The following is a 7,071-nucleotide window of genomic DNA, read 5'->3' on the forward strand; positions in this document are numbered from 1 at the left end:
TGGAAAAGCTCTTCTGTTTGTGATTGCAAAATGTTTTCGTTCCCAAAAACAACTTTACACCAATATTGGATTTGGGCGCGGTGTCTTTTGACTTTTGAATGTTGTTGAATTTGGGTAGAAATTTCTGTCTCTGAAAGAGTTTCTTTTTCACGATGATCTGGTTTTTGCAGAAGTTTAGCGACGGCTTCCTTCCCCATTAAGCGTTCATAGTTTTTGAGTTCTTGCTCTGGAGATTGTAAGAGGCTCTCTCTTGCCTGTTTTACAGCTTCTGTATAACAATCAACGGTGATACTGAGAGCGGAATAACTCTCTTCCGCGTGTCTACGTACTCGACTTTTGAAGCCAAACGCGCTGGTGCCGGAAAGTTTAGCAAAACTTTCAGGATATGCTGCCATGCGCCATGAGAGCTCTTCTCCTGCAGCGGGATCTCTTTGAATTTCCTGCATTTTTTCTTGCAAAATGTTTGGGTTACCATAGGCACTTGCGGATAAACGTTGGATTTCCTCTTGATAGGTTCGAACCAATGAATGGTGTGGAAGCAATAGAATGATTTCTTCCTCTGAGAGAACTCTTGTTGTCCTTTGGGTAACTTGTGAAGTAACTGTTGAGTGTGTCGTTTCAGGTTTTTGCTGCCTTTTGGTAGAGCTGCCTCTTGTTAACGAAGCTGTTCGATTTGTTGATGCATGTACAGTTTCTTCGCTTAAAAGAGATTGTCTTTCCTCATCTTCTTCCGGTATAGATGATAGTCTTTTGCTTTTTGAAGGTGTTTCTTTAGGAAGGGGGGCTGCGCCTGAGACCTCTGCCGCCGCTTGTTCATAGAGTTTTATAAGTTCTTGTATTGAAGAGGATGGAAAAGGATGAGGGTGTTTTTTTTTCATGCATGTTTCCTTTCAAAAATTGTTTTAGAAAACCTCTTTGGAGCACTCTTGCCTTTTATGCTTGGATTGCTTTGAGATAAAGGAAGATATCGAACTGAATGAGCTCCAAAGATCTGCGCTATTTTTAATCAGCTTAATGGACATTTGTGTCTTTTCTACAGTTTTTTTGTGAAATATTATCAATAAGTTATCAATAGTTATCGTGAATTACAGGCGCCATTTTTAGGACTATTTTTTGTAACATTCTAAAACAATTCTTGGCGCAATCGCAATGAAACGATTTGCGCCAAGAAACTCACTGAAAAAAAGATTACATGAAAAACAAAAACTATCTGTTTTTATGTTTATGCCCCCTTACATGGCATAAGAAAATCCTTTTTCTCCATGTCTTTGTCGTTGAGGGCTGTGCTCTGGACTATTGTGTTCTTGTCCTCTTGTGTGATGATGACGATGATGATGGTGTTTCTCAACTTGCTGAGAATTTTCTTGACGGCGTCTTTGTTCCGCTAGAGGGGTTTGCGATAGCCTCTCTGTGGCTCTTTCTACAGCCTTTGTATAATCATCAATGGCGTCAACAAGCGATTTAAAACCCTCTTCAGCTTCTTTGCGTGTTTGACTTTTTAGTCCAAGTGCGGTACGGCCCGCAAGCTTATGTATAGACTCAGGATCTTCAGCAAGTTGATCTGAAAGCTCTTTTCCTTTATTGGGATCTGTAAGTATGCTTTGCAAATGTTTTTGGAAAATTGTATCATTGCCATAAACAATTTTACTCCAATGTATAACCTCTTCTGCACGTGCTTGGACCTGTCGATTTTTTAAAAGCATTACACTCTTTTGGTCAGTTGTGAGAGAAGGTGAAGGCTTTCCTCTTTGGTGCGGAGCAACCGTTGTATAGTCGGTTTCAGGATCTTCTGTCCTTTGATGTTTACCTCTTGAAGAAGCGGTAACGCTGCTAACGGATGCGTATGTAACCTCAGCTTCGCGTTTTGGGGGAGCAACCTCTGTATAATCGGTTTCAGGATTTTCTCTTCCCCGATCAGGATGTCTCCCTCTTGAAGGAGAAACACTGCTAACGGATGCGTATAGAACTTCCTCTTCTGGGGTTGGTCCGCGCTGGTTTCCTCTGTTTGGTTTATTAACTTGTGCATAGAGGGGCTCTGTGCTCTGGGGTTGTGGGTGACTTTTTTTCATGGCTGTTTCCTTTCAATATTTTTAGAAAACCTCTTTGGTGCATTCCCCACTTTTAGTTTTGATAACTTTTATATAAAGGAAGATATCCAACCGAATGACCTCCAAAGATTTTGCGCTATTCATATCGATAGGTAATGAACATTTATGTCTTTTATACAGTTTTTTTATGAAATTTTATCAATAAGTTATGATAAATTATAGGATCCACTTTTAGAACTATTTTTTGTAATATTTTAAAACAACTCTTGGTGCAATCACGATAAAATGATTTGCACCAAGAAACTCACTGAAAAAAAGATTACATGAAAAACAAAAACTATCTGTTTTTATGTTTATGCTCCCCTTACATGGCAAAAGCCATTCCTTTTTCTCCATGTCTTTGTTGTTGTGGGCTGTGCTCTGGACTATTTTGTTCTTGTCCTCTTGCGTGACGATGATGGTGGTAATGTCTGTCTTCTGTATCTCTTTCTGGACTTTCTTGTTTTTGACCTCTTTCTCTTTCCTGCTCCCGTGTAAACTTTTTATGGAGCTTTTGTGTATTATATATATGTCTCTCAAGAGCTGAGCAAAGAGGACGAAAACCATCTTCAGCTTCTCTGCGGCTTAGAGATTTTACACCAAGTATTTTGTGACCTGCAAGCTTACCAGCGCTTTCAGGATTTTCTGCAAGGCTCCATAAGACTTTTTCTGCATTTTGAGGGTCGTCAAGAATCTTAGCCAGTTGTTGATTCAAAGCATGTTCGTTACCATAAACAACTCTGCACCATTCTTGCGTTTCTCTTACACCATATTGAAAGTCTACGTTTGTTAAAAGCTTTGTTGTAACCACATCTTTTGGGGTTCTGGGAGGGGAGATTCTGCCTCCGCCAACGCCTTGATAGATGGGATTTTCTAGTTGTTCAGACTCTTGCCCGCCTTCAGCTCCCATGCCAACCGTTGCATAGACAGATTCGAGTGGTCTTTGGGGAGAGCGACCACCTTCTGTACCAAATTCAAGCTCTGAATAGAGATGATGTTTTGATTCTTGGGGATGTCGTCCACCCTGTGCACCTTCACCAACTGTGTCGTAAGGTGTTTGCCAATCTTGCGCTGCCAAATCTGTTATTGAATAGGGGTTTACGAGTTTGTCGGTGCGTCGCCCATCACTTGGTCTTTCACCAAGTCTGTCATAGGGATTTCCTAGTGGCTTTTGGGGAGCATAGGCCGTTTCTGATGGTTGTTGAAGTGTATATTGAGGTGAGGTGCGCTGTTCTTTGGGTGGCTTATTAACTTTTGCGTAGAGGTCTTCTACATTAGAAGCTCCTAGGTTTTGTTGGTCAAGTGGCTTTTTGGGAGCATAGACCGTTTCTGGTGGTTGTTGAAGTGTATATTGAGGTGAGGTGCGCTGTTCTTTGGGTGGCTTATTAATTTTTGCGTAGAGGTCTTCTACATTAGAAGCTCCTAGGTTTTGTTGGTCAAGTGGCTTTTGGGGAGCAAAGACCGTTTCTGGTGGTTGTTGAAGTGTATATTGAGGTGAGGTGCGCTGTTCTTTGGGTGGCTTATTAACCTTTGCGTAGAGGTCTTCTACATTAGAAGCACCTAGATTTTGTTGGTCAACTTGTCGTCTTAGTTCCTCTACATTGGTAGAAGGGCTTGGGTGATTTTTTTTCATGGCTGTTTCCTTTCAATATTTTTAGAAAACCTCTTTGGCGCATTTCCCACTTTTTGATATTTTTTAAGACAAAAGAAGAATATCAAACTGAATGGTCTCCAAAGACTTCGCGCTATTCATATTGATATGTAATGGACATTTATGTCTTTTATACAGTTTTTTTATGAAATATTATCAATAAGTTATAGTAAATTATAGGATTCATTTTTAGGACTATCTTTTGTAACATTTTAAAACAATAGGTGGGCGCACTGGAGATAAAATGATTGGCGCTAAGAGTTAGTTGGAAGGCAAAAGTTCACGCGTTTTTAGCCGGTAAGAGCAAGCGATGAAGAGCGACTAACTTTCAAGCTGCGGGCTTGACATTGTGCTTCTTGGGTGTTCTTTACAGTATTCGCAATTTCTTTTGCTTTGCTTTCCGATGTCCCAAGGAGGCACGCTAGTCTGGTATGGTCTTTTTCTTGTATGGCTTTACGATCTTCTGAGGATAGACGATTGTGTAGTTGTCGTGAAAAGGTATGGAGTTCTTGTCGCAGTGAACGAGAATGCAATAAAGCTTCCCTTTGTTGTTCTTCTGATAAGGAAAAAAGGTTTTGTAAATTTTTTCCAGGTTTTTCGACAGCGTGACTCAATCGATTTTGTTCTCTTTGGTATTGCTCTAAAATTTCTTCTTTTGTTTGTTGTGTTATTGTGGCATAATTTTTAAAGGCTTGGCTGAGTTGTGGAACAGTCTGTTCGGCTTGTCTGCGATTTGAACTTTTCATGCCAAGTATTTTACTTCCTGCAAATTTAGAAATTGATTGAGGGTTTTCTAAAATTTCATCGGCAAATTGATTTCCCAAGTTTGGAGCTGCCGTTACGATACCTAATGTTGTCTTTAAGGCGTGGGTTTTACCATAAACAGTCTTTGATAAATTTTCGATTTCTTTTCGGCATGCTTCAACATAAGCGTCATTTGAAATCTTTTCAAATAACTCTTCATGGGTAAGAGGGGCTAATGTTTCTTTTGGGATCAGTATTTCTTTTAAGCTTTGAACGTTGGTTTTTTGAAAACAGAGGTGAGCACCGTTTTGTAATGTTTTGACTTGTTCTGGGGGAAGATCATCTTTGTGTCCGACGACGAAAGCTCCCTCTACTTCCATGACAAAACCTTCTGCTGAAAAACCTCTAAAGATGCCTTCATAGGTTACATCTTCTTTTGCAGCAACAACAACACGATTGTTAATTTCATCCAATCCAGCGTTTCTCATTTGGGAGATGAATTCTTTTAAAACAAGGGATTTTTGCGGATGCGTGATATCTTCAAAAAGATCTTTCATCGGTTGAGGATTGCCATATTGCATGGCTTCAATACAAGCTGCTGTCATGCGTCCTTTTGTGATGAAAGAAAAGTCAATGGTATGCCCTGCTGCTTGTCCAAGTTTTTCCATAAACATTCGATTGACGCGCCCATTCCCTTTTCTAAAAGGATGCGCGTGTTCAAGCGCCATAAAAACTTCAGCGGCACTTTCAGCAAATTCTTGGCGCGATAAACCTTTTAAATTGTTCTTTTCATTAAGTGTTTTTTCGAGTTGTTTTAGTTCTTTTTGAACCTTCGGTCCAATAGCAAAAGGAACTTCATAACCTTTGGGACGCATCGCCGGCATATGGGCAGTGGTGCCATCTTCAAATGTAAAGGATGTATCGCGGGTGTGGCCCGCCCATTCAAAAGTTTCGTAGAAGAGGCTCCAGTGGATTAGTTTTAGATAGGAAGCATCAAATTTTTGTGGGGGTGGTTCATGGCGAAAATTTACGGCTGCTTTAGTGACGTCATGGGTACTGCGTTGATAGAGTTTTTTAGGGTCTTTGATGCCATATTTATTTTTGAGTGTTTTGGTTCCTTTATATAGATAATTTTGCTCTAACATGTAATCTCTCCTAAGTAGGTAGGGTGGTGGTTGATGAGCGTCTTAAACGCTGCCATGTGAAAAATTCCCCTTCGCGTATTCTTTTGAGATTTTGGTTGTTATGAGAGGGAGCATTTTTCCCTCAAGTGTATGGGTTGTATCAATCGTTTTGTGATGCTTTTGAAAAGCTTTTCTGATGTTTCCTGTGTTTATTATCTTGTGCTGTAAAATACTTGGTATTTAGGGTGCTGATATGAAGCTCATGAGTGGCCAGAAAATGGATTTTCTATAAATTGACTTTGGGCAAAATCTTCGTTCTTTGAGGTGTAAGAAAGAGGTCAAAAAGAAAAATGTAGCTTAAAACTGTTTTTTCCTTTAACAAAGTTATTTGCAAGAGCGCTTTGATGAGGGGCGTGGATATAGCGGGTGTAATCGCTCTTGGTTAGCGGATGGTGCTGGTACTTTTCATACACAGCTCTCAGATTGGTGAATCTATGGGCAAAAGCAGTCATCAAAAATTTTTCTCCATTATGTTTTTCTTATTGCTCCATATGAATATTTTGCCATACGGATATCTTTTTTGTGTATTTTTGCAACAAAATGTTTTTTATTTTATATTGTTGCTCTTATTATATTGCGCTGCTCTAAGATCCATGAGAGAGAAAACTCTTTCTTTGGTTGAAAAAAAAGCTTTTTTCAGCGCTTTATCGTTAAAATAGAACACTTTATGATATCGTAAAGGGGGGAAAGCTTGTGTAAGAATGATTTATTCATTTTGATGTATATCTTAAATATTTTTTGGGAAAAAATCGATGTTCTTGAGTGTAGGTGTTTTGAGAGTTCTTGTCTCAAAGATCAATCATTTGTTTTTCTTAAGCCTTGATATTGGTGATTAGCGTTGTGAAATGTTTTTGGTTGTTTGTAGGGGATAAGTTATACACAAAAAGCTTTGTAGGAATGTATTTGCAGGACTTTTCCAAGTGGAGAGGTTGGTTTAGTTATAGATAATTTGAGGGTTTTGGTATTTCTTATAAAGACGATGGGCGCTGGTAAAACGATACACAAAATACAAAAAGGAAAAACACGGATTTTTTTATCATGTTTTCCTTATATGTGTGTGTGGAAGCGGTCAAAAACTTTTTGTTAACGGGTTTTTAAAAAACAGAAATCTATGTTGTTTCTGTGGTTGTTCTTTTCATAGTCAAGATCTCATAATAGAAGGTTAGTTTTTCTTTTGTGGAGCAAAGCGGTTTTTTGCAGCAGCGGCTAACATTTCTTTTCTTCTGAAATAGATGGCGCGGCCACATCGCAAAGGGTGCTGTCCTTGCATAAGAATAATTTGTTCATCTTGACGCATTTCTTGAATTATCTCATGGGGTAAAATGAGAGCTCTTTTTAAAATATTCATATAACCACGAAAATCGACTCCATCTAAGACAAATAAAATAGGCTTTTGTAGCTTTCG

Annotated in this window: 5 protein-coding genes; all 5 read right to left on the reverse strand. The window is 39.1% G+C overall.

Annotated features, from left to right (window positions below; translation table 11 throughout):
• The coding region (locus ACFIO3_RS06560; protein WP_375704216.1) for a BID domain-containing T4SS effector at positions 1-878 on the reverse strand (878 nt) is incomplete at its 3' end.
• 354 nt (positions 879-1,232) lie between these two features.
• Positions 1,233-2,069: a BID domain-containing T4SS effector gene (locus ACFIO3_RS06565; protein ID WP_375615257.1), complete on the reverse strand. Its 837-nt coding sequence runs from the start codon at positions 2,067-2,069 to the stop codon at positions 1,233-1,235.
• 343 nt (positions 2,070-2,412) lie between these two features.
• A complete protein-coding gene (locus ACFIO3_RS06570) occupies positions 2,413-3,720 on the reverse strand; it encodes a BID domain-containing T4SS effector (RefSeq protein WP_375704217.1) in 1,308 nt (435 codons plus the stop codon).
• Positions 3,721-4,028: 308 nt separating this feature from the next.
• Complete coding sequence (locus ACFIO3_RS06575) at positions 4,029-5,627, reverse strand: BID domain-containing T4SS effector (RefSeq protein ID WP_375615255.1); 1,599 nt, start codon at positions 5,625-5,627, stop codon at positions 4,029-4,031.
• A gap of 1,201 nt (positions 5,628-6,828) precedes the next feature.
• Positions 6,829-7,071: type IV secretory system conjugative DNA transfer family protein (locus tag ACFIO3_RS06580; RefSeq protein WP_375704218.1), on the reverse strand; the 243-nt coding region annotated here is incomplete at its 5' end.

The organism is Bartonella sp. AD328YNZD (assembly GCF_042196425.1).